The organism is Nitrospirillum amazonense, from assembly GCF_007828045.1.
In the GTDB taxonomy this organism is placed as follows: domain Bacteria; phylum Pseudomonadota; class Alphaproteobacteria; order Azospirillales; family Azospirillaceae; genus Nitrospirillum; species Nitrospirillum amazonense_C.
The window spans coordinates 81,448-107,675 of record NZ_VITN01000020.1 but is presented as its reverse complement, the minus strand read 5'-3'; the positions used below and the strand labels follow the sequence as shown (position 1 = coordinate 107,675).

Below are 26,228 nucleotides of genomic sequence, written 5' to 3'. Positions count from 1 at the left end.
CTCACCATTTGTTGTAGGGGATGCCGTTGAGGCCCAGCCGCGGGCTGGCGGCGTAGACGTCATAGACGTCGTCGCCCTCCTGCGGGTCGTCGGGTTCGCTGGCATAGCTGCGTTTGGCCCAGGTGGCGGCGTCGGCCAGGTCGGGATCGCCGGCCAGCGGGTTGCGCGGCAGCCGGCGCAGGAAATAGATCTTGTGCTTCTCCGGATCCTTCTGGTCCTCCACCCCCGTCACCAGCACGTCCAGGTCGGGGGGATAGCCCGTGGTCCCGGCCTCCTTGGCGATGCGGCCGTCGTCGCTGGCGCGGTGATAGGCGTCGATGGCGGCGCGGATGTCGCGCAGGGCACGGCGCAGCTCGGTCTCCTGCGTCCGCTGGGTCGCCACCTGGGCCACGGGCAGGACCAGCGTGGCCAGCAGGCCGACGATGGCCAGCGTAACCAGGAGTTCCACCAGCGTGAACCCCGCCTCCGAGGTGCGCCGCCCCGTCATTTGGCGGCGACCTGCACGGTGTAGGGGCTGGGCGACAGCAGGGTGATGGGCACGCCGTCCACCCCGATGGGAGAGGCGGAGGCCACCTGCACGCTGGCCGGCCCGGTGGCCAGCGCCTTGAAGGTCACCGTGGCCAGGACGCCCTGGCTGGTGACGCCGGCGCCCCCGGTGCTGCTGTCGGCGATGATGACCTGGCCGTTGCCCAGGCGGCTGGAAAAATTGGTGCTGGCGCCGTTCTGCTTCAAGAAGGGCCCTTCCGCGATGTTGGTGACCTGCAGCTTGGCGGCATCGAAACCCAGGGTGACGGGGAAGCTGGTGACCCCCTGCGTCGCCTGCGCCAGCAGGTTCACGGTGACGGTGCCGCCCACCGCCGCCTGGTTGCTGCCCTGCAGCTGCAGCTGGGCGGTACCGGCCCCCGGCACGGCGCCCACGGCCCCTTCCTCTGCCGACCCGCCGACCGTGCCGCCCACGCCATTCTGGCTGAGGCCGAGGCCCAGGTCATTCACTGCCCCCGTGCCACCGCCGGTGGTGGACGACGACCCGGTGCCGCTGGTGGCGTTGGGGGCGGCCGGCGGCATGGGCGATACCGGTGCCACGGTGGTGGTGACGGTGGAGGTGGTGGACACGCTGCCGCCGGAACCGGGCAGGGCGGTGTGCATGCTGGTCTCGGTGCCGGCATTGAACATGGCGTCGTTCACGTCGGGGCGTTGCAGGTTGCGCACCAGGTGCGGGGTGATGGACAGGACGATTTCCGTCTTCTGGTCGTCGTCCGTGGTGGCGCCGAACAGGCGGCCCAGCACGGGCACGTCGCCCAGGCCCGGCAGCTTGTTGCCCGAGGTGCGTTCCTGGCTGTCGATCAGGCCGGCCAGCACGTCGGTCTCCCCGTTCTTCAGGCGCAGGGCCGTGCTGGCCGTGCGGGTGCCGATTTCGTATGCGCTGGTGCCGGTCTGCGTCGTCACCTGGCGGATGATGCTGCTGACCTCCAGCGTCAGCTTGATGCCGACGTTGTCGTCCAGGTAGATCGTGGGCTCCACATTCAGGGTCAGGCCCACGTCGATGTAGTTCACCGACTGCGACAGGAACCCCGTCGAGGTGGCGGTGGAGGTGATGTTGGGCAGCCGCTGCCCGATCAGGATTTTGGCCTTCTCATGGTTGCGCACCCGGATGCGCGGGTTGGTCAGCAGGCGCGCGTCGGAATCCTGCAGGTTGGCGTTGGCCGTGGCGCTGCCCACGCTGACGCCGATATTGCGCGTGGTCTGGTGCGTCAGGTCATACAGCGACACGGCGGAGCTGGTGTTGCCGCTGCCGCTGCCCGACGAGCCGCTGGAGGAGCTGTCGCCGCCGGTCGTGATGCTGCCCAGGGGCGACGGCTGGAAGCTGGCGGAGGCCGGCCATTGGATGCCGAAGTTCTGCAGCTTGCTGCGCTGGATCTCCAGCACCTCCACGTCCAGCATGACCTCGGGGTCCGGCACGTCCTCCACCGCCACCAGCTTTTCCGCCATGCGGATGGCCTCGGGCGTGTCGCGAACGATGACCATGTTCAGCTTTTCGTCCACCGCGATGTCGCGCACCTTGATGATGGTCTTCAGGGTGTTGGCGATGGTCTTGGCCTCGGCGTTGGCCAGGTAGAAGGTGCGGACGCTCAGTTCCTGATAGTCTTTCTGCTTGGCCTGGGTGTTGGGGTAGATCAGCACCGTGTTGCCGTCCAGCACCTGCTGTTCCAGCTGGTTGGTCAGCAGCACCAGGCGCACCGCCGCCTCGATGGTGCTGTTCCTCAGGAAGATCGAGGTGCGCTGGTCCGTCTTCACATCCTTGTCGAACAGGAAGTTCAGGCCCGAGGTGTGGGCGATGACCTCGAACACCTGCTTCAGGCTGACATCCTTGAACTCGATGGTGATGGGCTTGTGGTAGACCTGGGCCAGCCGCGCCTGGGGCGTCGAGGCGGCGAGGCGCGTGTCGATGGCGTGCTTCAGCGCCTGGGCGCGCGGGTCGGCCGGCGCCTCCGTCAACACGCGGGCCAGCTTCTGGCTGGCGGCGTCCACCTGGCCGCGCGACAGCAGGGCGTCGGCCTCGTTCATCCAGCCGGCCTGCCGGGCGCGGGCCTCCAATGCCGCCAGGCCGTCCTGCGCGCGCTCGTAATTGGCGTTCAGGCTCAGGGCGTGGCGGTAAAGGGCGCGCGCCTCGTCATACGAGCCGGCGGCGGCCAGCTTGTCCGCGCGCTCCACATCCGTGGTCAGGGCCCGCTCCCGCGTCTGCAGATAGGCGGTGCGGACCTGCACGTCGCGCGGATCCTGGCGATAGGCCTCCTGCAGCTTGGCCAGGCCGTCGTCCATCTTGCCTTCGGCCACCAGGCTCACGCCGTCCTGATAGGCGGAATGCCCGGCACAGGCCGTCAGCGCCACGCTGAGCAGCAGGGAAATCCCTGTGCGCGCGCCGGATCGCCACCCCCTCACAACCCCCATCACTCTTCCCCGCCGATCGTCATCGTCTGTTGCTGCTTGGTTGGTAGGTAGGTCATCGTCAGCACCGGCGGCCTGATCTGGTTGACCGCGTACTTCTGGTCGATGACCGTGCCCTCGCGCACGAAGTAGGTCTGGTCCCCGATGGCCAGGTAGACCTCCCACGCCGCGTTCTCGTACTTCTTGCCCAGGTAGGTGAAGGGCAGCCCCGGCGTGGCGGACGACACCGCCACGGGCATCTGGGTGCCGGCCCCCGCCGGCGCCCGGTCCAGGCTCTGCGCGATGAACAGCGTGGACTCCGGCCGCTCCTCATCGCGCGGTCCCATCAGGTCTTCGCGCGGCAGCAGGGCCAGGATGACCGCCGCGTGCTTGTGCTTGGCGGTGGGCGTGGCCGCCTTGGGAGCCGCCGCCGCCGGCTGCGGGCGCGGCGCTGGCTCCACCGTCTCGCCGCCGCCGTTGGGCGTGCGGTCGCCGAAGATGGCAAGGCCGGCGGACGCGGCCAGGGCCGCCAGCATCAGGGCTTGGCGGGCCTTCATCGCGCACCCCCGTCCACCGGCTTGCCCGGCGCGTAGTCCGCCGGGCCGTCGAGGTACAACGCCAGGCGCAGCCGCGCCTCCACCGTCGCGTCGCCAATGGCGGCGCGCTTGACGCTGACCTCTTCCAGGGCGGCATAGGGCAGGGACAGCAGCACCTGCCGGCAGAAGGCGCGGATGGCGGCGTAGCTGCCCGTCACCGGCATCTGCATGGTGTAGACGTGATAGAGGCCGTTCTTCTCATAGCCCAGCTTGTAGTCGGCCTGGGCGATGGTCAGGCCCTGGCGATCGGCCTCGTCCAGGATGACGGCCACGTCCTGGTCGACATAACGCACGTCGCCCAACGCGTCATAGAAGGCTTGCAGGTTGCGCTGCGCCGGCGGCAGCGGGGCGGCGGCCGGCTGGGGCTGCCGCCCGGCCCTGGCCACCCGCGCCGTCACCTGCGCCAGGTCGGCCTGGCGGGCGTCCACCCGCGCCTGCAGGGCGGGCAGGCCGATGAGGAAGGCGGCGGCGCCCGCGATGAACAAGACGCCAGCCAGCAGGCTGGTCCAGCCGGCGCGGCCCAGGGCCAGGCGGGCGCGCAGCAGCAAGGTGGGGGCGGGGGTGGCCAGCAGGCTCATGGCGTCCCCCCGGCGGCCAGCCCGGCCTCGATCTGGAAGCGCAGGGGGCGGCGCGCATTGGTTTCCTCCGTCCGGTGCTTCACCAGCACGGCGCCGGCCAGCAGGGGCTGCTGCTTCAACTGTTTCACATAGGCCAGCATGGTCTCGCCATCCGCCGCTTCCGCCTCGATGCGCACCAGGCCGCGCCGCACGTCGGGCTCCAGCGACAACAGGGCGACGGTCTTGGGCGTGCCCGCCTCCACCGCGTCCAGCACGGCGCGCCAGGGCAGGTTCAACTGCCGCACCGCGCCGTTCACCGCCGTGGCCTGCGCTTCGGGGATGGGGATGTCGGCCACGGGCGCCCGCCGGCCGGCGCGTGCCGCCAGATCGCCCTCCGCCCGCGCCACCGCGTGGTCCAGCGCCGACAGGCGGTCCAGCCGGTCGCGCGCCTCCAGCGCCGCCGCCAGGCAAAGGCCCAGGCCGAGGATGCCCAGCACCTTGGCGGCGGCGGGGGTTTCCTGTTTCAGCCGGGTGTAGCCGTGGGGGGCGAAGTTGATGCTCTGCCGTCTCATCCCGCGCGCTGCCCCCCGCCGAAAAGGTAAGCGAACGCCTGGGCGGCCGTGGGCCGCGGCGCGGGCGGCTGCCATGTCAGGGTGGGCGTGCCCGTTGTGGGGGCGGTCAGGCCGGCCGGGGGGCGTCCCACCAGCTTGACGGCCACCGGGTCCGCCAGGCCATGGCGTAGCGCCACGACGCGCAGTTGATCGCGCAGCCAGCGGGCGTCCGCCCCCGGCGGCAGGGCCAGGCGATGCACCGCCATCAGGCCGGCGGCGCCCCCGCCGGGCGGAACGTCCACACATCCCAGGGTGATCGCCCCCTCTTGCGCCACGCCCAGCCAGGCCCCATTCAGCCGCCGGTGTTCGGCATTCCAGGCGGTGACGAAGCGCGGGGTGAGGACGGTCAGCGCCAACCGGTGCGTTCGGGCCAGGTCCAGCAGGGTGGCGTGCAGCGCCTGCGGCATGGCGCAGGCCAGGAAGGGCCGGTCCACCGCCGCGTCGAAGGTCAGGCGCCAGGCGGCCAGGTCGTCGCCGTAGAGGCGCTGGAAGCGCAGCGCCGCCACGGCGCGGATGTCGCCCAGGCCGCGCGCGTTGCCGGGCGGCGCCACCATGAACAGCCGCACCAAATCGTCGCCCAGCGTGACCGACAGCGGCAGGCCGGCAAGGCGGCCCGCCGCCAGGGTGGGGGCCAGCATGTCCGGGTGGAAGGTGTTGGCCAACGGCAGCTCCACCAGGGGAACGGAGGCCCCCCAAGCCGTGCGCCGTAGGGCCAGCGACAGGCTGGCACGGGTCAGCGTCAGCTCCAGCCGGCCGCCCAGGAAACGGGTGAGGGCGGGGAGGGGGGGCTTACGCATGCTGGGTCACCCGCTTGACCTCGGCCAGGGTGGTGCCGCCCTCGCGCGCCAGGGCCATGGCCACGTCGCGCAGGCTGCGCGTGCCGTTGCGGTAGGCCGTGTCCTTGATCAGGCGTATGGGGCTTTTCTCCACCACCATCTCGCGCAGCTCATCCGTCAGGGTCAGGATCTCGGCGATGGCGCGCCGGCCCTTGTAGCCCGTGCCCCGGCAATCACCGCAGCCCGGGCCACGGCGGAAGCGGAAGCCGGAGATGGCCTCCCCCGTCAGGCCCAGGCGCTGCAACTCCCCATCCTCCGGCACGTAGTCGGCGGCGCAGTGGGGGCAGTTCACGCGGATCAGGCGCTGGGCCCAGATGCCGTTGAGGGCGGAGACGAAGGCGTAGGGGTCGATGCCCATGTGGGTGAAGCGGCCGAAGACGTCGAACACGCTGTTGGCGTGCACGGTGGTCAGCACCAGATGGCCGGTCAGCGCGGACTGCACCGCGATCTCCGCCGTTTCCCGGTCGCGGATTTCGCCCACCATGATCTTGTCCGGGTCGTGCCGCAGGATGCTGCGCAGGCCCTTGGCGAAGGTCAGGCCCTTGCGCTCGTTCACCGGGATCTGGAGGATGCCCGGCAGCTGGTATTCCACCGGGTCCTCGATGGTGATGATCTTGTCGCGCCCGTTGTGGATTTCCGTCAGCGCGGCGTACAGCGTCGTGGTCTTGCCCGAACCGGTGGGGCCGGTGACCAGCAACATGCCGTGCGGCTCCTCCGCCAACTCCCGCAGGATGGCCAGCGAAGCGGCGTCGAAGCCCAGCGTTTCCAGGCTGAGCGCGCCGTAGGCCGCCATCATGGCGCGCTTGTCCAGGATGCGGATGACGGCGTCCTCGCCATGGATGCTGGGCATGATGGAGACGCGCAGGTCGATCTCCCGGCCCGCCGCTTCCACCCGGAAGCTGCCGTCCTGCGGCACGCGGCGCTCGGCGATGTCCAGTTCGGCCAGCACCTTCAGGCGGCTGATGACCTGCTCCGCCGTCTCCGTGCCATTGATCGCCGCGCCCCGGTCCAGCACGCCGTCGACGCGGTACTTGATGGCCAGCCCGGTGGCCGTGCTTTCCATGTGGATGTCCGACGCGCCGGCCTTCAGCGCGTCGTAGAGGGTGGAATTGACCAGCTTCACCGCCGGGCTGGCGGCCTCGCTGACGCTGGCGAAGGACAGGATGGCGGCGGTGCGGCCGTCGCGGCGGTCGCCGTCGCCGGCCTGCACCACGCTGTCCATGGCGCGCACGGACTCTTCCAGCTTGGACAGATAGGCGTGGATGTCCGCCTGCAGGGCCAGGGCCACGCCCATCTCGGCCCCCGCCTGGGTTTCCAGCCAGGTCAGCAGGTCGGCGTCGAAGGGGTCGGGGACAGCGGCCAGCAGTCCACCGCCCTCGGCGCGCAGCAGGGCGCAGTGGCGCTGCATGGCGCGGGGCAGGGGCAGCAGGTCCAGGGCCGGCGTCATGGCCAACATGGCCGCCGTCTCCAGCACGGGCAGGCCCAGCACCTGGCCCAGGCGGTGCAGGCGCTGGCGCGGCTCCCCGCCGGCCAGGGTGTCGAACTCCGCCAGGATGCCGCGCCGGCTGGTCAGTGCTGCCTGCCGCGCCCGGCGCAGCAAGGCCTTGTCATCCAAAGTCAGAAAGGGGGCGTCTTGGCTCATTGCAGGCTGTCCGCCAGGTCGAAGATGGGCATGTAGAGCAACACGACGATGGCGCCGACGATGATGCCGATGGCGGCCATCAGCAGGGGTTCGAAGACGCGGGTGAAGCGGTCGATCCAACGCCCGATCTCCCCGTCGTAGAACTCGGCGGAGCGGGTGAGCATGGCGCCCAGTTCGCCCGAGCGTTCGCCCACGCGCAGCATGCGCAGCGAGATGGGCGTGGCCAGGCCCTGGGCCTCGAAGGCGTCGGACAGGGGCGTGCCGGCCTGCACGGCCTCGCGGGATAGTCGCAGGCGGGCGGCCACGTCGGCCGACATCATGCCTTGGATGGAGGTCATGGCGGCGACCACGGTGATGCCACCTTCCAGCAGCATGCCCATGGTGAGGTAGAGGCGCGACAGCTCGTAAATCCGCACCCGCGCCGCCATGCCGGGAATGACGGCCAGCAGCCGGCCCACGCCGCCGCGCCGGACGACATGCCGGGCACCGAGGGCGACCACGGCGGCCAGGGCGACAATGCCCGCCGCCAGTGGCGCGGAATGCGCCCCGGCGAAGCGGCCCCAATCCATCAGCAGGCGCGACAGGAAGGGCAGGGAACGTCCGGTGCCCTGGTAGATCTGGGCGAAGCTGGGAACGACGTAGCCCACCAGGAAAAAGGACACGGCGCCGCCCACCAGGGCCAGGATGCAGGGATAGATGGCGGCGCTGACCACCTTGCCGCGCACACCATCCACCCGCTGGCGGTAATCGAGGTAGCGCGCCAGCGAGCGGGGCAGGTCGCTGGTGCCCTCCGCCGCGCGGACGATGCCGACATACAGGGGCGGGAAGTGCGCCGGCTGTTCCGCCAGCACGACGGACAGGCGCTTGCCGTCGCGCAGGCCGGCCAGCAGGCGCTGCAGGATCGTGCGCGCGGTCTCGTTCGCCTCCTTCTCCAGCAGCGCCTCCAGCCCTTCGACGATGGAGAGGCCGGCGCGCAGCAGCGCCAACAGTTCCTGGCTGAACAGCACCAGGGACCACTGGCGCGCCGTGGCACCCCCGAAGGGACCGCCAAGGGTGCCTGGCATCCGCAGGCCCTTGGCCGGCCACACCTCGGCCACGGCCAGGCCGCGCATCGCCGCCTGGCGGCGCGCGTCGTCCTCGTCCTGGGCATCCAGGATCAGCTGGGTCATCAGGTGATCGGGCGACAGCGCCCGGACCTCATACCGCATTCGAAATGATCCCCGCCGGCCTGGCTACTCGTTGCTGATGTCGGCGTCCGGGCCGGTGCCGCCCGGCTGGCCGTCGCGCCCGTAGGAGGTGATGGCGAACTCCCCCTTCTCCCCGGGTGAGCGGTAGAGGTAGGGGTGCCCCCAGGGGTCGGGGATCACGTCCTTACGCAGGTAGGGGCCGTTCCATTTGTCGCCATCGGTGGCGGGGCGGGTCATCAGGGCGGCCAGCCCTTCCTCCGTTGTGGGGAAGCGGCCCACGTCCAGGCGGAAATTATCGACGGCCTTGGCGTAGGCCTCGATCTGCGCCTTGGCCGTCGTCACTTCGGACTTCGACACCTGCGAGAAGTATTTAGGCCCCACGTAGGAGGCCAGCAGGCCGATGATCAGCACGACGACCAGCAGTTCCAGCAGGGTGAAGCCTTGTTCCCGCGCCCTGTTCCTGAACCCCTTCATTCCCTTAACCCCCAAAGATAACTGGTCCCAAAACGCGAAGAAGCGGCGACGCCCCGGGGGCGCCGCCGTTCCTTTCAGTCCTTGATTGCCGCCGCCATCACCAGCCGATGCCGAACACCGCGTGCTCCGGCTTGTCGGTGGTGATGGTGGAGCTCTGGTCCGACACGTCGTCGTAGGCGAAGCCGTAGGCCAGGCCGCCGACGCTGTGGTCGTGCCAGAACTTGGCGTAGAAATTGGCCGGCGCCGCGCTGTACCAGACGGACGGCGTGGCCCAGGCCGCGACGTTGTCGGTGATGTGGCGGTTGAAGGCCGCGCACAGCTGGGCCTCCAGCGCCAGCTCGGTGGCGTTGCCGGTGGCCAGCGCCCCGGCGCCGCGCAGCACGTCCTGCGTCGTCGGCTTGTTCACGACGTAGCTGCCGCCGACATAGGCGCCGTTCTTGAGGTCGACCTCGCTGAACACCATCTGGCCGCCCTGGACCTGGCCGGTGAAGCGGCGGGCGCCGCCCCACATGTCGATGGTCAGGGTGTTGGTGGCGTAGAAGGCCCAGATCTGGTCGACGTAGCCGTCGAAGTAGGTGGCGTTGGCCTGGCCCGCGTCGAAGGTGCTGTTGTACGGCGCCATGATGCGATAGGGCGACAGCGGGGCCGAATGGAAGGCTGCCGGCGTCTCCGCGACATAGGCGTCGTACAGGGCCGCGCGGCTCTGGTTGATGCCGGTCTGCTTGTGGAAGCTGTTGTTGGACCCGTACACGTCCAGCAGCAGCGGCAGGCCGAACTGGTCCACCTGGGTGGTGTTGATCCACAGGCCGGACGCGTTGTAGGTGAACTCGTACCAGTCGTAATAGACGTTGATGTTGGGGTCCGTGCCGTTCAGCGGGTTGGGCCCCGCGTAACCGACCTGGTTGTTCGCATCCATCAGGATCTTGATGTACAGCGGCTCACCCAGGGCGATGAACACGCGCCCGCTGTCCATCTTGGGCAGCTTCAGCTGCTTGGCCTGGGCCAGGGTGAAGAAGTAGTTGCTGTAGTTCTGGCCGTTCTTGGTCAGGTGGCCGGCGCCGTCGTTGTCGGCGGCGCTGGCGGCCGTCAGGGTGCCGTCCGGCTTCAGCCAGGCGAACTGCCCCGTGGCCGGGTCGCGGCCGATGACGGCCACGTACACCTGGTCGTCACTGTAGGCGCCATGGGTGTTGTTCTGCAGGTCGACACCGACGAAGCCGGGGAAGACCGTGTAGGGCAGGCCGCTGGAGTTGACCGTCAGGATGGCCGGGGTGCTGGTGACCTTGGCCCCCTGCGGGCCTGTCACGACGACGGCGTACTGGGTGGCGTTGTCGGCGCTGGTGGTGGCCGGCGTGCTGTAGCTGGCGCTGGTGGCGCCGGCGACATCGGCACCATTGCGCTGCCACTGGTAGGTGAAGGGGCCGGTGCTGCTGACCGTGACCGAGAAGCTGGCGCTCTGGCCCAGGCCCACGGTCTGGTTTTGCGGCTGACTGGTGATGGCGGGCGCCTGGTCCGTCTGGTTATTGAACACCTGGAAGCTGAACAGGCTGTAGCCGTAGGGGCTGGACCGCTGCGTGCCCAGCAGGCGGACGTAGCGGGCGGTCACGGGCGTGAAGCCCAGATCCTCCACCCCGCCCTTGCCGGCGGCCTGGGTGTAGACGGTGGTCCAGTCCTTGTCGTCCGCGCCGCCCACGTTGGACACCTGGATCAGGTAGGCGATGCCGTGCGCGTTCTCCCAGTTCAGGACCAAGCGATTGAAGGTCTGGGCGGAGCCCAGGTCGATGGCGATCCACGACGGATCGACGAAGGCGGAGGACCAGCGGGTGTTGGGGTTGCCGTCCACCGCGTTGCCGGCGGGATAGCCGTCATTCTCCGTCCCGCTGGCCGTGGCCGCCTTGCCCGCCGCCAGATCGACGCCGGCCGAGGCCGGGCCGAAGGTGACGGCCAGGCTGTGCGGCGCCAGGACGTTGGTGAAGGTGTAGCCCGCCTGGGGACCGATGTCCTGCCCGTCCACCGCCACCTTGGTAACGACGAAGCCGTCGGCCGCGGTGAAGGTGTAGCGCGGGTCGGCCCCCTGCAGCACCTGGGTGGTGCCGGACGGGGTGACGCCGCCGTTGTCGCCCGCTGTCGCCGTGACGGTGAAGCGGGGCGTGCTGGCGGTGTTGTAGACCTCGAACTCGAACAGGCTGTAACCGTAGCCGGAAGAGCGCTTCACCCCCTGCAGGCGGACGTAGCGCGCGTTCACCGTGGCGAAGGAGAGGTCCTCGTCCCCGCCCTTGCCGTTGGTCTGGGTAAAGGCGGTGTCCCAGGTCTTGCCGTCGGTGGAGGTCTGGATCAGGTAGCCCACGCCGTAGGCGTTCTCCCAGCGCAGGACCACGCGGTTGACCGCCCGCACGGCGCCCAGGTCGGCCTGCAGCCAGGCTTGGTCGTCGAAGTTGGAGGAGAAGCGCGAGTTGGTGCTGCCGTCGGCGGCGTTGCCGGCGAGGTAGCCGTCATTCTCCGTGCCGCTGGCCGTCATGGTGACACCCAAGGCCAGGTTGGCGTTGGCGGAAACCGGCGACGTGCCCCCGTTACCGGTGTTGCCATTGCCCGTGTTGCCGTTCCCGGTGTCGCCCGTGCCCGTTTGGGGCGGGGCGGTCACCGTCACCGTGGCGCTGGCACTGGTGACGGTGCCGGCCACGTTGCTGACGACCACGGACACCATGGTGCCGCTGTCGGCGGTGGTCAGGCTGTTGGTGGTGAACAAGGGGGCGTCGGTGGTCGCGGCCAGCGTGCCGTTCACATACCACTGGTAGGTGAAGGGGGCGGTGCCGGTGGCGGCCACGGTGAACTGCGCGGTCTGGCCGGCCGTCACCGTGACGTTGGCGGGCTGGGCCGTCAGCGCCGGCGGGGTCGGCATGTCGTACACCTGGAAGGACCAGAGGCTGTAGCCGTAGGGGCCGGACCGCTGGGTCAGTTTCAGGCGCACATACTGGGCGGTCACCTCGGTGAAGGTGATGTCCTCGATCCCACCCTTGCCGGTGGTTTCGGGGTGGACCGTGGTCCAGTTCTGGTCGTCGGCGCCGCCCACGTTGGACACCTGGACCTGGTAGCCCACGGCGTAGGCGTTTTCCCAGCTCACCACCACGCGGTTGAAGGCCTTGGGCGCGCCCAGGTCCACCTGCAGCCAGGCGGTGGGCCCGACGGCGGACGACCACCGGGTGTTGGGATCACCGTCGACCGCGTTGCCGGCGGGGTAGCCCGCGTTCTCCAACTCGCTGGAGGTGGCGGGCTGGTGCAGGGCCAGGTCCACCGCCGCTGAAGAGACGCTGAACGTGGCGGCCACGGTGTGGGTGGCCTGGATGTTGGTGAAGGTGTAGCTGGCCACCTGGCCCACGCTCTGGCCGTCCGCCGTCACGCCGGTGGCGGCGAAGCCGTTGGCCGGCTGGAAGGTGAAGGTCTGGCTGGCACCGGCCAGGACCGACACCGTGCCGGGCAGGATGGCACCGTTGGCCCCGGCCGTGGCGGTCAGGGTGTACTGCGGCGTGGTGGCGGTGTTGTAGACCTCGAACTCGAACAGGCTGTAGCCGAACTGGCTGGAGCGCTTGGTGCCGCTCATCCGCACGAACTGCGCCTGGGTGGCGTCGAAGCGGATGTCATCCACCCCGCCCTTGCCCTGGGTTTCGGTGTGTACCGTCTTCCAATGCTGATTGTCGGTCGATACCTCGATCAGATAGCCGACGCCGTAGGCGGCTTCCCAGCGCAGGACCACGCGGTCCACGGTCTGGACGGCACCGAGATCGACCATGATCGATTCCGTGTCGCTGAAGCCCGAGGACCAGCGGGAGTTGAGGGCGCCGTCCGTGGCGGCCGACGCGGGATAGCCGTCGCCCTGGTCGCTGGTGGCCGTGGCCTTCTTGCCGGCGGCCAGATCCGACGCCGGGGACTTGGTGGGGGGCGCCAGCGGATCGACGCTGCCGCCCCCGTTATTGCCGCCCCCGGTGTTGCCCCCGCCATTGTCGCCGCCGCCACCGGTGTTGCCGCCGGTATTGCCGTTGCCGTCGCCGGCGGTGCCGTTCAGGGTGAGGGTGGCCGTGGCGCTGGTGGCGCTGCCGCCGCCGTTGCTGACGATGACGCTGAAGGACGCGCCGTCATCGGTCGCCTGCAAGGGGGCCGTGGTGAAGGTGGGAACGGTGGTGATGCCGATGGGCGCGCCGTTCTCCAGCCACTGGTAGCTGAAGGGGCCGGGGCCGCCGACACCGACGGTGAAGGTGGCGGTGCCGCCCAGCGGCGCCGTCTGGTTGGCGGGTTGCGCCGTGATGGTGGGGGCGGCCAGTGACTTGCCCACCACGCACAGGGCCCAGCCCGGCGAGTTGTCGGTGATCTGCGAGGACGACTGGCCGGCGGAGGAGACGAAGTAGGACCGGTCGGTCTCACCCGCCACGTCGGTTTCCGTCCAGGTGGTCCAAGGGTTGGGGAAGGCGCAGGCCGAATAGTTGTTACCGGCGATGGTCAGCGCCTCGTCCTGGGTGGGAACGCGCATGCCCACGGAGGCGCAGTACTGCTCGGCCACCGGCCGGGTGAACTGGGCGCCCGCCTGGGTGAAGGTCGTCACGTACTGCTGCCAGGTCAGGCCGCTGACGTTGTCGACCACGGTGGGCACGAAAGGCCCGTTGGGGATGCCGGCGATGGGCGAGACATAGGTGCCCGACTTGGCCGGCTGCAGGGTGTAGCGCTCCGTCGCCGTGCCGCACTGGGGCACGTCATAGACCTGGAATTCGAACAGGCTGTAGCCGTAGTCGGTGGCGCGCTTGTTGCCCAGCATGCGTACGAAGCGGGCGGTGGTGCTGGGGAAGGCCAGGGTTTCCGTGCCGCCGTGGCCCACGGCCATGCTGCCGTCCGCGGGGTACACGGTGGTCCAGGTCTTGTTGTCGCCTTCGTCGTTGGAAACCTGGATTTGGTATTCCGAGGCGTAGGCGTTCTCCCACACCAGGACGACCTCATCGAAGGTCTGGAGGGAGCCGAGGTCCACGCCCACCCACGACGGGTCGATCTGCGGGGCGGAGGACCAGCGGGTGGTGGCGTTGCCGTCGAAGGCGTACTTGGCGGTCAGGCCGCCGTTCTGCTCGCTGCTTTCCAGCGGCGTCTTGCCCTGGGCCAGGTTGGTGCCGTTGCTGCCGCTGACCGACAGGGTGGCGGCGGGCTTGGAGGTGATGGTGCCCGCCACGTTGGTGACGGTCACCGTGTAGGCGCCGGCGTCGCCCGTCTGCACCGACGGGATGACGAAGTTGGCGGCGTCGGGGCCGACGGCCACACCGTCATGCGTCCACTGGTAATGCAGCGGCGCCGTGCCCGAGGCCAGGACCGACAGCACCACCGTCTGGTTTACCGGCACCGCCTGGCTGGCGGGCGGGGTCAGGATGGTGGGCGGGGTGGCGGCCCCCACGGTCAGGACGGCGGCGTCGGAGGTGACGCTGCCCGCCGTGTTGGTGATCACCACCGTGTAGCTGGCGCCGTTGTCGTCCAGCGTCAGCACGGGCGTGTTGTAGATCGCCCCCGTGGCGCCGGCGATGGCGGTCTTATTTTTGAACCACTGGTACTTCAGCACAGGCGAGCCGCTGGCCTGGACGCTGAAGCTGGCGTTCTGGCCGGCGATGACCGTCGCCCCCTTGGGCTGGGTCAGCACGGTGGGGATGGTGGGGGGCACCACGGACAATAGGGCGGCCGTGGAGGTGACGCTGGCGCCCGAGGCGTTGGAGACGATGACGCTGTAGGCGGCACCGTTGTCGCCCAGGCTGGTGGCGGGGGTGGTGTAGCTGTAGCTGGTGGCGCCGGGGACGGCGACGCCGCCCCGTTGCCACTGGTAGCTCAGGGGCGCCGCCCCCGCGCTCAGCACCGTGAAGGTCGCCGTCTGGCCGACGGTGACGGTCTGGTCCTGCGGCGGGGTGACGATGGACAACTGGCCGGCCGGCGTGGCCGGGACGGACAGGTTGCCGTTGGCGCCCAGGCTGGGCCCGGTGGTGGGCACGGTCTGGAAGCGGGCGGTGCCGGCGCCCAAGCCCGGGGCCGTGGCGGTGACCGTCACGGTGCCGGGGACGAACTGGGCACGCACGGCGATGCGGGTGACGCCGCCCTCGGCCGTCAGGTTGGGGTCGCCCGGGGCATGGTAGCCGTCGGGCTGGCTGTCGTTGACGTAATGATCGGCGCCGCCGCGGTAGGTGCCGGGGCCGCTGACCGCGAAGGTCAGGGTGGGGGAAACATTGGGCACGCGCACATTGTTGGCGTCCACCACCTCCGCCGTGATGAAGGCGGCGTCGGTGCCGTTGGCCTGCACGGCGAAGGGCTGGCCGCTGGGGCGGACCAGTTCCGGGGTGACGGTCAGGCGGATGTGGTCCGGCGTGCCGGCGGTGACCTGGGTGTCCTGGATGGGGTTGCCGGCGGCGTCCAGCACCACGCGGGCGTTGGTGTCCAGGCACTGGGCGGTCAGGGTGCCCGCGGCCCACATCACATCCCAATGCACCTGCGTGGGCAGAAGGGTGGTGTTCTGGGTCATGTCCGGGCTGACGTCGCTGGTCAGCGGGTTGGGCGTCATGTCGCCGCCCTGGCGCTGGCCGTTCAGCAGCAGGCGCACGGACGGGCAGTTGGAGAAGGCGTTGACCCGCACCTGGCCCATGCGGTTCCAGTGATAGGCCAGCTTCACCACCGGCCGGGTGTCGTACGGGGTCCAGGCCGCCTGGTAGATGTAGTAGAGCAGGCGCGGGATGCGGTTGGCGTCCATCATCGAGGCGCCGTTGCCACGAATGCTTTCCGGGGTGTGGCCGCTGGCGGAACCGGTGGGCGAACCGGGGCCATCCACCTGGGTCACGATCTCGCCGGGCGTGTCGGCCAGATACCAGTGGGCCATGCCGAAGGACTTCATGGCCACGCTCTGCACCCACTGCTTCATGTACAGCGCGGCAAAGGGCAGTTCGAAGTCATAAAGGTCGCGGCCGACGCCGTTGTCCCAGTATTCCGAGCCCCAGGCCGGAACGTTGGGGTTGTCGCGCTTCACGCCGATATCGCAGCCGTCGCCCGAGCAGCCCAGGATGTCACCGTTGGCGGCATCGGGCGTACGGTCGGATTGGGCGCGGGTCAGGACCGGGTCCCAGGTTTCCGACAGGGACTTCAGGGCGCGGGCGAAGCCGGTATCCGTGACGCCGTTGTCCGCCTCCCACGCCAGCACGGACGGGTTGTTGCGGTCGTGCACGATCATGTCACGGTGCACCTCCTTCTTCATCTCGATGTCGAGGGTGGAAGCGGTGCAGTTGCCGACATAGGTGTCGCCCGGGCACAGATGGGCGAAGCCGTTCTCACCATCGCCGCTGGGCTGGACCATCATCACGCCAAAGGCGTCGGCGGCGGCCAGGAACTCCGGTCCCTGGGCGGAATGGCCCGGGCGGTACAGGCTGCCGCCGGCGTTGGCCAGCAGGGCCACGTCGCGCCACTGCTGTTCCTCCGGCACGGCGGAACCCAGGGCGGGATAGTCGTAGCGGCCCGACGCGCCCCACAGATAGTGGGCGTGGCCGTTGATGATGGGGAAGTTCTGGTCCCAGGCGATGGTGCGGATGCCCAGCGGCGTGGTGGTGGCGTCGACCACGACGCCGTCCACGCTGACGGTGTGCACCACCGTGTACATGTAGGGGTGGCCCCATTGACTGTTGTTGGGGTACCAGAGGGTAGGGTGGTCCACCGTGAGCGTCTGGTCGAAGGTGGCGGGCGGCGGCGCCGTCTCGGGCGCGTTCTGCGCCGGCACGGCCGGCAGTGGTGCCGAGGCCAGCGTCTTGGTGTCCTGGGCGGACGCGACCACGGTGCCGGCCGCGTCCACGATCTGGGTGTTCAGCGTCACCGTCTGGGCGTTGGCGTACTCGTTGGCGACGTTGGTCTGCACGCGCACGGTGGCCGACGCGTCGCTGGCGCTGAGCGTGGAGACGTAGGTGCCCCAGGTGTTCAGCACGGCGTAGGTGTTGCGGGGGATGTGCACCCGGTCGGTGATGTACATCCACACCGGGCGGAACAGCCCGCTGTCGGCCTGGCCGAAGCGGAAGGCGCCGGAGAAGTTGGGATTGGTGAAGAAGGTGTCGCCCCGGGCCACCTTGACCGCCAGGACGTTGTCGGCGCCGTCGAACTTCACGTAGTCGGTGATATCGACGATGAAGGGCACGAAGCCGACGACGTGCGTGGCGTTGGGGTTCACCAGGCTGTTGCCCGGAATGAAATGGCCGTTGATGAAGACGCGGGCGCCCATGTGCGCGCCCTCGAACTCCACGAAGATCTTGCGTGTCTTGTAGGCGTTATCCAGCGAGAAGTGCTTGCGATACCAGGTGATGTTGCCCGTCAGCTGGCCCTGGCCGCCGCCGGACTTCAGGTTCAGGAAGGTATCGTTGTCGCTGGGCGAATGGGGCACGCCGACCGAGGTCCATACCTCGTTCGGGTTCGGATTGCTGGAGGTGTCGTTATAGGCGGGATCCATGGCGTTGGCCGGGTCGCTGTCCTTCAGGAAGCGCCACGGCGTTTCGCCCAGGTTGATGGAGATGCGATTGGACGGCGGCAATGCCGTGCCGTCATCCGCCCATGCGGCGGGCATTCCCAAAATACCGCTAATAATTAACCCGACAAACAAAACCCTCAGCGCCCCTAAGGACGCCAGCAAGGCACGAGCTGTCATTTTAAGCCCCCAACTTGCGAGAGACATGCCCCGTCTTCTCTTGCAGTAGCGCCGCCTGAGCGGGCGCGTTTCTTCGGAGGGCTGTATAAGCCAACGTCGTCGAATCAAAAAAGCGGTTAATTCCTAAAATGTTATCGATGTCGTTCCCAGAGTTACTGGACCATGTTCTGATTTCATATGGCCGCAATGGTTATAAAATTTGAATATAACTGTCCAAAAGGGGAAAGCCTTCGCTTACAACTTTGGACATGATGCAATGGTATACATTGTTACCTGGAGCGGAGAGATGTACCTCGGCAATGCGCAATCCATCGAAAGGACAGGTGCGTCGTGTATCCGGACAGGTAACCGGTGACATCGAACCTGTACTTAAAATTTTGAAAGATTCAAAAGTGTGGCGCCGTTCCGGTGGTGTTAACGGCTCATTTCCAGCCGCCGTCGCCGATTGGCTGTTGAAATCCCTCGCGAATCGGAGGGGTATGGCGGGCGGTCCCATGGGGGCCGGGGACGCGTTGGGAAACGGAAAAGTGGACATCATCACCCTTTGGACATTGCTGATCGCCGCCCCCTTCGTCGGCAGCTTCCTGGGGGTGGTCGTGACCCGGTTGCCGGCGGGGCGGTCCGTGGTGTGGGGGCGGTCGGCCTGCGACCGGTGCGGCCATACGTTGAGTCCGGCCTCCCTGGTGCCCATCCTCTCCTACCTATGGTCCAAGGGGCATTGCCGCTATTGCGCGGCGCCCATCGGCGCGTTCCATCCGGCGATCGAGCTGGCGGCCGTCCTGCCGCCCCTGTGCATGGCCTTCCTGATGCCCTTGGATGCCCTGACGCTCTGCGCGGGCGCCGGCCTGGGTTGGGTCTTGCTGGCTTTGGCGTGGATCGATCTGCGCCACATGATCCTGCCCGACGCGCTGACCCTGCCGCTGATCATCGCGGGCATCCTGATGGGGTGGGCCCGGGATGGGCATTTTCCGATCGACCGGCTGGCGGCTGCTGCCGTGGCCTATGCCGGGCTGGTGCTTGTGGAAACGCTGTACCGGCGGATCAGGGGCCGCGACGGCATCGGCCGGGGGGATGCTAAGCTGCTGGCCGCTGGTGGCGCCTGGGCGGGACCCGCGGCCGTGCCCCACATGTTGCTGATCGCGGCGCTGGCCGGCCTGCTGGCAATGGCGGCGTTGCGTCTGGCCGGCCGGCGGGTGGACGGGACCACCCCCATGCCCTTCGGCCCCTGCCTGGCGCTGGGCATCTGGGCCGCCTGGCTGTTTACTCTTTCAGACCTGTGACGGGCGGGGGGGGACATGGATGCCTTGAAGGACCGCTTATCCGGCCTGCTGGGGCGGCGCGTGCTGTCCCTGCGCCGCATGGCGGGGGGCGACCTCTCCGTTGTCTATGAGCTGACGCTGTCGGATGGTGCGTTGGCGGTCGCCAAACACGGGGACGGCGCCGGGCGGGAAGGCACGATGCTGCGGGCCATCGCCGCTACCGGCGCTCCGGCGCCGGCGGTGCTGGCGGCGGATGACGGCTGGCTGGTGATGGAAAAGCTGCCCGCCGAGGGCGCGCTGGCGGCGGCCTGGCATGATCTGGCCACCTGCCTGAACCGGCTGCACGCGCCCACCGATGAGCCCTATGGCTGGCCGCACGACCACAGCCTGGGGGCTGTGGCCATGCCCAACCCCAGGACCGACGACTGGCCCGCCTTCTGGGCGGCGCAGCGGCTGCGCTGCCATATAGCCCATGTCGATGCCGGCCTCGGCGCCCGTATCGGGCGTTTGGCCGAGCGGCTGGGCGACCACGTTCCGCAGCGCCCGCCGGCGTCGCTGCTGCACGGCGACCTATGGGGCGGCAATGTGCTGGTGTCCGGTACCGGGGTCTCCGGCCTGATCGATCCGGCCTGTTACTTCGGGGACCGCGAGGTGGACGCGGCCATGCTGACCCTGTTCGACCGTCCGCCGGCGTCCTTCTTCGACTCCCTGGCCTTGGAGCCCGGGTGGCGCCAGCGGTTGCCGGTCTACCGGCTCTGGCCGCTGCTGGTCCATCTGCGGCTCTTCGGCCCAGCCTACGCCGCAGGAGTTGATGCCGACCTGCGGCGGCTTGGTGTCTAAGACAGGAGGAGCCGGTGGTTGAGGGCCGGCCTTCACGCGGTCGATCCACGCTGTTCCACGCTCTCTTGACGGCCGTTAGGTCGATCAAGGCGCGGCGCAATACCCAGGACAGGAGAGCCCGCGTCTTGCAGCCATGTCCTGGCGGGATGCCTAAACGCTTGCGGTTTTGAGCTGGGGGAGCCATGCTGCCCGGGTCGACTTTGCTACTGGGCTATCTACCGGCTGACGCTGGTTCTGTTCCCTGTCGTGACTTTGATGCCCGTCCGCACTCTCGCGCCGGGCAGCTTCGAACGGGAAAAATCCCAGAAGGCATCCCATGTCCACCGGTACCGTCAAGTGGTTCAACAGCACCAAGGGCTTTGGTTTCATCCAGCCCGAGGATGGCTCCGCCGACGTTTTCGTCCACATCTCCGCCGTTGAGCGCGCCGGCCTCAGCGGCCTGAACGAAGGCCAGAAGGTCAGCTTCGACGCCGTCCGCGACCCGCGCAAGGGCAAGACCGCGGCGGAAAACCTGCGCGCCATCTGACCTCCTCCTCATCTGAACGAGCGGCGGCGGCATGCCTAGGCGTGCCGCCGCCTTTTTCCTGTTTGGGAGGATGCAATGGCCAAGGAAGAATTTCTCGAATTCGACGGTTATGTCGAAGAGGCGCTGCCCGACGGCCGCTTTCGCGTGAAGCTGGAAAATGGGCATGAGATCATCGCCTATACCGCCGGCAAGATGCGCAAAAGCCGGATCCGCTCGCTGGCGGGTGATCGCGTCACGGTGGAAATGACGCCCTATGACCTGACCAAGGGGCGCATCACCTACCGTCACAAGGATGAACGGTCCGGTCCCGCCGTGCCGGGGCGTCGTCCCCCGCCCCGCCGCCGGTGATGCGTCGCCGTTCCATGTAGGGTGGCGCCATCGATACCCACCCCGACCATCCCCGTCACCCTGGTTACAGCCGTGGAGAGTACGCCGCGGATGCCGTGGTCCACCTGCTGGGGGTGACGGCCGGATGGTCGGGAGGTGTCTGGCTGGTCCTGTCGCGATCAAATTCCCTGAAGACCAGCAGCCTGGTGGCCGTGGCCATCTACGCCATCGCCATGGCGGGAATGCTGACGGCGTCCGCAGCCTACAATTTGAGTTTCGGACGGAAACTCAAGGAACGCCTGCGTCGACTGGACCATGCCTGCATCTACGCCGCCATCGCGGGCACCTATACGCCGTTGCTGACGCGCCTGCCGGGGGAGACGGCCACCGTCGCCCTCATCGTTGTCTGGGCCATCGCCACGGCGGGAATCCTGCTGAAACTGCTGTGGCCCCGCCGCTATGAACGGTTGGGATTGGCCCTCTATGTCGGCCTGGGATGGATCGGCCTACCCATGATACCGGCTCTGTCCGGCCGCCTGCTGGCGGACACGGGGCCATGGATCGCCGCCGGCGCGCTGACCTATACGCTGGGCGTCGGTGTCTATCTGGCGCACCGCGTGCGCTATCACAACGTCCTGTGGCACCTCATGGTGCTGGTGGCCGCTTCCTTCCATTACGTGGCTATCGGAAACGAGTTTCCGTGATCAGAAGAAGTGGTGCCGGAAGGGCGGGGTGGCGGCCCCCAGCGCCGCGCTGTCCCCACCCGTGCGGGAGGCGATCATCATGCTGGGGGGCAGGGCGCACCAGCCTTTCAACTCGACACCCCCCACGCCGGATCGGACCGGCTGGCCCGGCCGGTTTCGATATGGCCAGCCAGGCGCCAGTTCAACTGCCCCCCGGGCCCCGCCAGGGTCAGCGTCGCGTCGTACCATCCGTCATTGGCAGCGGTGGGCCAGGACAGCACATTGGACGCCCCGGCCGCGACTGTCGCCGAGACGGGCGCCGCCCCGTAGACGCTGTCAGCGAGGTGCCATCGCACCGTCTCGTCACCATGGTTACGCACTGTCAGGGCCAGCGTCAGGTCGGCCGCGTCGGGCGTGGCCGACAGCGACAAGCGGCCAGCCATGTCCGGTCCGACCGTGAGCTGGCGTAGGAAGCCGTTGGGGCCCAGCACCAGCACATCGCATCCCTGTCCGGCCATGAGCGGCACTGGCGTGGGCAGGCTGGTGCCCGGGGCCACCGTGTGCCGCGCCGGGCCGGCACCGGGTGTCAGGCGATCGAAGACGTGAAAGACGGTGGCGGCCCGGCCCCGGTTGTGGAAGACCAGGGAGGCAGGCCGTCCCGGCGCCGCGACCAGATCCACCGCCAAGTCATACGGCATGGGCCGCAGCGGGCGCTGGCCGGGTTCCTGCGGTAACGGCGTGTCATGGCGGCGAAGTTTCGGTTCCGGCCGGTGGGCCTGCGCCTCCACCTCGGCGCGATAGCCGCGCGTGTCCGGCAGAGCCACCGGCGCCTGTGGCGCCTGCGCGAAGTCGAAGGCGCTGGTCAGGTCGCCGCACACCGCCCGGCGCCAGGGGCTGATGTTGGGCTCCGCCACCCCGAAACGCGCCTCCAGGAAGCGCAGGACCGAGGTGTGGTCGAACACTTCCGAGCAGACGGCGCCGCCCGTGGTCCATGGGGAAACGACGATCATGGGCACCCGGGCCCCCAGGCCGAAGGGCTGGCCATCGCCGGCGTTGATCTCGCCGGCCAAGTCCACGTTCGACAGGCCGCCGCCCGGACCCGTCGGCGGGGCCGGCGGCAGCACATGGTCGAAGAAGCCGTCGTTCTCATCGTACAGCACGAACAGCGCGGTGTGGCGCCACGTTTCCGGATTGGCGGTCAGCGCTTCCAGCACCGTGGCGATGTAGGCGGCGCCGTCCAGCGGGGCATAGCGCGGATGTTCGGAGTGGTTGTGCGGCGGCATCAGCCAGGAGACGGCCGGCAGGCGGCCCGCCTTGGCATCGGCGGCGAAGACGCTGGGTGGCCGGCGGGTCATCGCCTTGGCGTGCAGCGGTGACCCCACCGGGGCGTGGGCGAACTGCGTGAAGAAGCGCAGGGAATTGAAGCAGCTGACACCGTCATTCTCGTCCAATGCCGGGCGATGCCGCGGCCGGATCATGTCCTGGACGTCGATGGTGAAGGGGCCGTCCGCATCCACCCCCTGATAGACGCACCAGGAGATGCCGGCCTGTTCCAGGCGCTCAGGGTACGTGGTCCAGGAGAAGGGCGGGCCGTTCAGCGGCTGGAAGTCCGGTCCCTCCGCCGGCTGTTTCAGCACCGGACCGCCCGCCCTGCCGAAGGGGTCGGGGGTGCCCGTCATCAGATGGATGCGGTTGGGATTGGTGGCGCTGGGCGTGGAGCAGAAGAAGGCGTCACAGATGGTGAAGGCGTCTGCCAGGGCGCAGTGAAAGGGGATATCGGCGCGGGTGTAATGCGCCATGGTCAGCGCCCCCTTGGCCGGCACCCAGTTGTCGTTGCGGCCCCCGTTCCAGGCGGCATGCCCGTCCACCCAGGAATGGGGCAGGGAGGCGATGTTCTGCGCGGCGGTCGCGGCGCCATCCAGGGGGAAGGGGCGCACATGGCCGCCCTGGCCGTCCGCCTGGCGCCAGATGTCGCCGTCGCTGCCGGGCGCGGTCGCCCGGTCGTGGAAGCCGCGCACGCCGCGCAACGTCCCGAAATAGTGATCGAAGGAGCGGTTTTCCTGCATGAGGATGACGACATGGCGGATGTCGTCCAAGCCGCCGCCGGTGGGGGGCGGTGACAGGGCCAGCGCCCGCCGGATGGGGGCCAGCAGGGCGGCGGCGCCGCCGGCGGAGAGAAGATGGCGTCGGGTGAACCGCACGGGGGTGGTCTCGCGTCGATAAGGTGGAAAGATGCCCCGGGGACGTTGCCCCCGGGGCTTCCGGTCCGTCACAGGTCCGGCGTGAACCGCACGCCCACCCAGAACACGGTGGGGACGGAGTAGCTGTCCTTCAGCAGGTTCTGGTTGGGGCCGACCAGGCTGGTGAGGCGGCTGTGGGTGAGGTTGCTGGCCTCGCCGAACAGGGTGACGCTATCGCGCACCTTGTAGCTGGCCTGCAGGTCCAACTGTTCGCGCGGGGCCCAGTACAGGTCCTGCCAAGCGATGTCGGGCGCGATGGACCGCAAGGCCTTGCCCTGGCGGTTGTAGGCCAGGCGCACCTCGAAATCGCTGTCGCTGTAGAAGACCTGGAGGTTGCGCGTCTGGTTGGGCTGGCCCACCAGGCGGCTCAGCGTGCGGGTGGCGCCGCTGGATTGCAGCACCGACAGTTCCCCTTCCATGAAGGACCAGTTGCCGCTGACGCCGAAGTCGCGCAGCCACGGATGGATCCATTCCAGCGAGTTGACGATGGCGTTCAGCTCCACGCCCCGGATGGAGGCGTTGCTGGCGTTCTGCGGGGTCGAGACCACGGCGTTGCTGTAGGTGACACCCTGGTAGGTGTAGCCGATGGAACTGGCCGTGAAGATTTCGTCCTTGATGTCCTTGTTGAACAGGGCCAGCGACAGCAGGCCGCCGCCCTCGTTGGGCAGCTTGTAGTCGAAGGCCAGGTCGACGTTGGTGGATAGGCGCGGCTTGATGTTGGGGTTGCCGACGGTGACCGACACGCCGGTGGCATTAGGGTTGCCCAGGTCGGACGCGTTGGTGAAGCTGATGGAGGTGCGCGCGGCGTAGCTGTCGTAGCTGGGCCGGCCTATGGTCTGGCTGGCGCCCACGCGGACGTCCATGTCGTGGCTGATGTCGTAGCTGGCCAGGGCGGAGGGCAGCAGGTAGTCATAGCTGGAACTGGTCTTCAGGTCCGTCCACGCGCCGGAGATTTTGGCCCGGCTGACGGTATCCTGGTCGGTGCTGTCGTTGTGCAGGCCCACCTGGGCGTGGAAATCGTCCAGGGCATAGGCGACGGTGGCATAGGCGCCCACCGTCTGTTCCGTGTGCTTGAAGTTGTCCTGATTGTTGTAGGATGACTGGTCGGTCAGGTTGAACCAGGACGGGTTGGCGTTGAACGCGGCCCAGGCCTTGGCCGGGTCGATGGTCAGCAGGTTCAGGCCGTTGGAATATTTCATGGGCGCGCCGGCCGGCCCGGCGGCGTTGACCAGCAACAGGCTGCCGGCGGTGTTGTTCGGCTCCCAGTCGTAACGCCAGACGTTGTAATCGGGCCGGTCGTCGGTGAAGCTGGCGCCGACGGCGAAGCCCAGGCCCTGGTCCTTGGCCCCCATGTTGTAGCGATAGTCGGCGCGGGTGTTCTTGATGTCGTCATCGGCCGAGCGCTTGCCCTGGCGCCAGTACAGCCCGCTATAGTTCGACAGGTTGTAATAGGCGCTGGGCGCCATGGCGAACTGCTGGTTCAACTGGCTTGTGTCGTAGGTGAAGCCATAGGCGGGCTTGGCCGCGTTGGTGGTGATGGCGCCGGCGCTGCCCGGGGCCGGATAGCTCAGCCCGGTCATGTACTTCACCATGTCCAGGGGCTCGCGGTAAGTGGAACGCGAGATATCGCCCCGGACGGACAGCACCTGATTGGTCGCAGGGCGCCAATCCAGCCCGGCCTGTGCCAGATTGGTGGTGGTGATGATGTTGGCGTGCTCATACCCCACCTCCACATCGCCGCCGGGATAGCTGCCTGACGTGGCGGTCTGATTGTACACAGTGCCCGTGTTGCGGGGATCGAGGATGACCTCGTTGCGGTCCATCGTGTCGACGAAGCGGTAATGGCCCAGCGTTAGGAAGCCATAAAGCGTGTCCGTGGGTTGGACTTCCAGTTTGGTGGTGGCGCCCACGCGTTGCCGGCTGTCTTCCACATACCAGTACTTGTCCTGCTGCGGCACCGCGATGCCGTTGCCCAGGTTGTTGTTTTTCTGCAGGACGCCGGCGCTGTTGTAGAAGTCGTAGTGGACGGTGTCCGTCGTCATGTGGGTGTCGGTGAAGCTGTCCAGCTTCTGGTAGTTGGCCGACACCACCACGCCGAACATATGGTCGGGCCCGAAGGTCATGCTGCCCGTGCCGCTGATGCGCCGGCCCAGCGGGTCCTGGCTGCGCGGCTGGCCGTGGTCGTTGGCCATGCCCAGCGCGCCCTCGGCCGTGAAGAAGGGGCGGCCGCCATTGTCGAAGGCGCTGCGCGTCTTCAGGTTGATGGCGCCGCCCACAGCGTTGGGGTCGAGATCGGCGGTGAAGGTCTTGGTCACCTGCAGTTCGCTGATCATGGAGGTGGGCAGGATGTCCAGCCGCACGCCGCGCCCCATGGAGCCCAGGTTGCCGTTGGGCGTGCCGGGACTGGCGATGGGCACGCCGTCGATGGTCACGTTGTTGTAGGCGGGGCCCAGGCCGCGGATGACGGGTGTCGCGGCCTCATCACGCGGGTGCTCGTTGTCGGTGGCCGGCAGGACGGACAGGCCGGGCACGCGCCGCAGCGCCTCGACGATGGTGCGGTCCGGCAGGGCCTGGGCGTCGTCGGCGCTGATGACGTCGGTGACGCCGGGCGTGTTCAGCTTGGTGTCGATGGCCTTGGCGTTGGACCGGCGCACGCCGGTCACGATGATCTCTTCCGGGCTGTCGGCGGTATTGACGGGTGCGGCCGTTTCCGCGCCCGCGGCCGGCTGCGCCCAGGCGGTTGCCGCGTGCAGGAGCCCCCAGGACAGCGCGGACCCCATCAGCATGCGCCGGCGGCGTTTGTCACAGAGCATGATCCCCAACCTCATTTCTTTCCCCTGGCCTG

Annotated in this window: 17 protein-coding genes; 5 read left to right on the top strand and 12 right to left on the bottom strand. The window is 68.5% G+C overall.

Features of this window, described 5'->3' with window-relative positions; genetic code table 11:
- Position 1: 1 nt before the first annotated feature.
- The 10 genes from FBZ89_RS24150 to FBZ89_RS24100 form a co-directional block, all read right to left on the bottom strand.
- Complete coding sequence (locus FBZ89_RS24150) at positions 2-487, bottom strand: type II secretion system protein (protein WP_145752900.1); 486 nt, start codon at positions 485-487, stop codon at positions 2-4.
- Positions 484-2,949 carry a cohesin domain-containing protein gene (locus tag FBZ89_RS24145; RefSeq protein WP_246172528.1) on the bottom strand — a complete coding sequence of 822 codons (2,466 nt, stop codon included), beginning with the start codon at positions 2,947-2,949 and terminating at the stop codon, positions 484-486. Before FBZ89_RS24145 ends, FBZ89_RS24150 begins: the two co-directional genes overlap by 4 nt.
- A complete protein-coding gene (locus FBZ89_RS24140; protein WP_145752898.1) occupies positions 2,949-3,482 on the bottom strand; it encodes a hypothetical protein in 534 nt (177 codons plus the stop codon). The genes FBZ89_RS24145 and FBZ89_RS24140 overlap by 1 nt, the downstream gene beginning before the upstream one ends.
- The gene (locus FBZ89_RS31000) at positions 3,479-4,099 is read right to left on the bottom strand and encodes a hypothetical protein (RefSeq protein ID WP_186457546.1); all 621 of its coding nucleotides are present in this window, start codon (positions 4,097-4,099) and stop codon (positions 3,479-3,481) included. The genes FBZ89_RS24140 and FBZ89_RS31000 overlap by 4 nt, the downstream gene beginning before the upstream one ends.
- Positions 4,096-4,650, bottom strand: a complete 555-nt coding sequence (locus tag FBZ89_RS30995; protein ID WP_186457545.1) for a PilN domain-containing protein — start codon at positions 4,648-4,650, stop codon at positions 4,096-4,098. The genes FBZ89_RS31000 and FBZ89_RS30995 overlap by 4 nt, the downstream gene beginning before the upstream one ends.
- The gene (locus FBZ89_RS24130; RefSeq protein ID WP_145752895.1) at positions 4,647-5,486 is read right to left on the bottom strand and encodes a hypothetical protein; all 840 of its coding nucleotides are present in this window, start codon (positions 5,484-5,486) and stop codon (positions 4,647-4,649) included. The genes FBZ89_RS30995 and FBZ89_RS24130 overlap by 4 nt, the downstream gene beginning before the upstream one ends.
- Positions 5,479-7,167 carry a GspE/PulE family protein gene (locus FBZ89_RS24125; RefSeq protein WP_145752893.1) on the bottom strand — a complete coding sequence of 563 codons (1,689 nt, stop codon included), beginning with the start codon at positions 7,165-7,167 and terminating at the stop codon, positions 5,479-5,481. The genes FBZ89_RS24130 and FBZ89_RS24125 overlap by 8 nt, the downstream gene beginning before the upstream one ends.
- The gene (locus FBZ89_RS24120; protein WP_145752891.1) at positions 7,164-8,375 is read right to left on the bottom strand and encodes a type II secretion system F family protein; all 1,212 of its coding nucleotides are present in this window, start codon (positions 8,373-8,375) and stop codon (positions 7,164-7,166) included. The genes FBZ89_RS24125 and FBZ89_RS24120 overlap by 4 nt, the downstream gene beginning before the upstream one ends.
- Positions 8,376-8,399: 24 nt before the next feature.
- The gene (gene gspG / locus FBZ89_RS24115; RefSeq protein ID WP_145752889.1) at positions 8,400-8,828 is read right to left on the bottom strand and encodes a type II secretion system major pseudopilin GspG; all 429 of its coding nucleotides are present in this window, start codon (positions 8,826-8,828) and stop codon (positions 8,400-8,402) included.
- 97 nt (positions 8,829-8,925) lie between these two features.
- Positions 8,926-17,427, bottom strand: coding sequence for a discoidin domain-containing protein (locus FBZ89_RS24100; protein ID WP_211115343.1), 8,502 nt, complete (start codon positions 17,425-17,427; stop codon positions 8,926-8,928).
- A 608-nt stretch (positions 17,428-18,035) separates the two neighbouring features.
- Between FBZ89_RS24100 and FBZ89_RS24095 the strand changes: the two genes are divergently transcribed.
- The 5 genes from FBZ89_RS24095 (at position 18,036) to trhA (ending at position 21,164) form a co-directional block, all read left to right on the top strand.
- On the top strand, positions 18,036-18,788 hold the full coding sequence (locus FBZ89_RS24095) for a prepilin peptidase (RefSeq protein ID WP_186457544.1): 753 nt from the start codon (positions 18,036-18,038) through the stop codon (positions 18,786-18,788).
- Positions 18,789-18,803: 15 nt separating this feature from the next.
- Positions 18,804-19,607: a fructosamine kinase family protein gene (locus FBZ89_RS24090; RefSeq protein ID WP_145752886.1), complete on the top strand. Its 804-nt coding sequence runs from the start codon at positions 18,804-18,806 to the stop codon at positions 19,605-19,607.
- Positions 19,608-19,923: 316 nt separating this feature from the next.
- On the top strand, positions 19,924-20,133 hold the full coding sequence (locus tag FBZ89_RS24085; protein ID WP_145752884.1) for a cold-shock protein: 210 nt from the start codon (positions 19,924-19,926) through the stop codon (positions 20,131-20,133).
- 75 nt (positions 20,134-20,208) lie between these two features.
- Complete coding sequence (gene infA / locus FBZ89_RS24080; protein ID WP_145752882.1) at positions 20,209-20,481, top strand: translation initiation factor IF-1; 273 nt, start codon at positions 20,209-20,211, stop codon at positions 20,479-20,481.
- Positions 20,482-20,576: 95 nt separating this feature from the next.
- Positions 20,577-21,164: a PAQR family membrane homeostasis protein TrhA gene (gene trhA / locus FBZ89_RS24075; protein WP_246172525.1), complete on the top strand. Its 588-nt coding sequence runs from the start codon at positions 20,577-20,579 to the stop codon at positions 21,162-21,164.
- Between the two features lie 107 nt (positions 21,165-21,271).
- Here trhA and FBZ89_RS24070 read toward each other — a convergent pair whose 3' ends face one another.
- Positions 21,272-23,344, bottom strand: coding sequence for a phosphocholine-specific phospholipase C (locus FBZ89_RS24070; RefSeq protein ID WP_145752878.1), 2,073 nt, complete (start codon positions 23,342-23,344; stop codon positions 21,272-21,274).
- A 68-nt stretch (positions 23,345-23,412) separates the two neighbouring features.
- Positions 23,413-26,196, bottom strand: a complete 2,784-nt coding sequence (locus FBZ89_RS24065; RefSeq protein ID WP_246172523.1) for a TonB-dependent receptor — start codon at positions 26,194-26,196, stop codon at positions 23,413-23,415.
- Between the last annotated feature and the right edge of the window lie 32 nt (positions 26,197-26,228).

Bases quoted from the DNA above. Each gene is read 5' to 3' on its own strand.
- FBZ89_RS24150 (WP_145752900.1), bottom strand. From the start codon at position 487: ATGACGGGGCGGCGCACCTCGGAGGCGGGGTTCACGCTGGTGGAACTC.
- FBZ89_RS24145 (WP_246172528.1), bottom strand. From the start codon at position 2,949: ATGGGGGTTGTGAGGGGGTGGCGATCCGGCGCGCGCACAGGGATTTCC.
- FBZ89_RS24140 (WP_145752898.1), bottom strand. From the start codon at position 3,482: ATGAAGGCCCGCCAAGCCCTGATGCTGGCGGCCCTGGCCGCGTCCGCC.
- FBZ89_RS31000 (WP_186457546.1), bottom strand. From the start codon at position 4,099: ATGAGCCTGCTGGCCACCCCCGCCCCCACCTTGCTGCTGCGCGCCCGC.
- FBZ89_RS30995 (WP_186457545.1), bottom strand. From the start codon at position 4,650: ATGAGACGGCAGAGCATCAACTTCGCCCCCCACGGCTACACCCGGCTG.
- FBZ89_RS24130 (WP_145752895.1), bottom strand. From the start codon at position 5,486: ATGCGTAAGCCCCCCCTCCCCGCCCTCACCCGTTTCCTGGGCGGCCGG.
- FBZ89_RS24125 (WP_145752893.1), bottom strand. From the start codon at position 7,167: ATGAGCCAAGACGCCCCCTTTCTGACTTTGGATGACAAGGCCTTGCTG.
- FBZ89_RS24120 (WP_145752891.1), bottom strand. From the start codon at position 8,375: ATGCGGTATGAGGTCCGGGCGCTGTCGCCCGATCACCTGATGACCCAG.
- gspG (WP_145752889.1), bottom strand. From the start codon at position 8,828: ATGAAGGGGTTCAGGAACAGGGCGCGGGAACAAGGCTTCACCCTGCTG.
- FBZ89_RS24100 (WP_211115343.1), bottom strand. From the start codon at position 17,427: ATGCCCGCCGCATGGGCGGATGACGGCACGGCATTGCCGCCGTCCAAT.
- FBZ89_RS24090 (WP_145752886.1), top strand. From the start codon at position 18,804: ATGGATGCCTTGAAGGACCGCTTATCCGGCCTGCTGGGGCGGCGCGTG.
- FBZ89_RS24085 (WP_145752884.1), top strand. From the start codon at position 19,924: ATGTCCACCGGTACCGTCAAGTGGTTCAACAGCACCAAGGGCTTTGGT.
- infA (WP_145752882.1), top strand. From the start codon at position 20,209: ATGGCCAAGGAAGAATTTCTCGAATTCGACGGTTATGTCGAAGAGGCG.
- FBZ89_RS24065 (WP_246172523.1), bottom strand. From the start codon at position 26,196: ATGCTCTGTGACAAACGCCGCCGGCGCATGCTGATGGGGTCCGCGCTG.